Here is a 422-nt window from a genome sequence, read left to right as displayed (position 1 = left end):
AACCAATTCTGAAGAACATGCCAAAGCATCCCATCTTCGTATTCGATCCTATCTCTGCCGCATGTGACCTGCTTTCTTTTGGTCATGACGAGGACTTCGTGGCGGCTTACGACTGGATCTTCAGTGGCGATCAGGAACAGGGTTCCTTCCAGCAAGTTTGTGTCGATTCCGGCTACAACCCACTGGCGCTTCAGGAGAGCATTCGCTGCGACTTTCGGATGCTGGATCGCCGCTACCGTGAGATTGTGACGGCGGGCGACGGTATCGATGCGCAGGAATTCCAGATGTGTGATGAAGACACCGGAGAGTGGCCGCTGTGAAGCTGATAATCGCAGAGAAGCCTTCGGTGGCCCGGGCCATTCAGGATTGCCTGCCGGCGACTGGATACGCTGTTACGAACTGCTTCGGCCACCTGCTTGAAC

1 protein-coding gene is annotated in these 422 nt (G+C 55.2%); it reads left to right on the top strand.

Annotated elements, in window-relative coordinates:
• Positions 1 to 320, top strand: a 320-nt coding sequence (locus FNX44_RS30190; protein WP_228450352.1) for a hypothetical protein, incomplete at its 5' end; no start/stop codon positions are given.
• Positions 321 to 422: the final 102 nt, after the last annotated feature.

This window comes from Streptomyces alkaliterrae (genome assembly GCF_007097205.2).
Taxonomy (GTDB): domain Bacteria; phylum Actinomycetota; class Actinomycetes; order Streptomycetales; family Streptomycetaceae; genus Streptomyces; species Streptomyces alkaliterrae.
The sequence above is the reverse complement of the archived record's forward strand: the minus strand, read 5'-3'. Positions and strand labels throughout refer to the sequence as shown.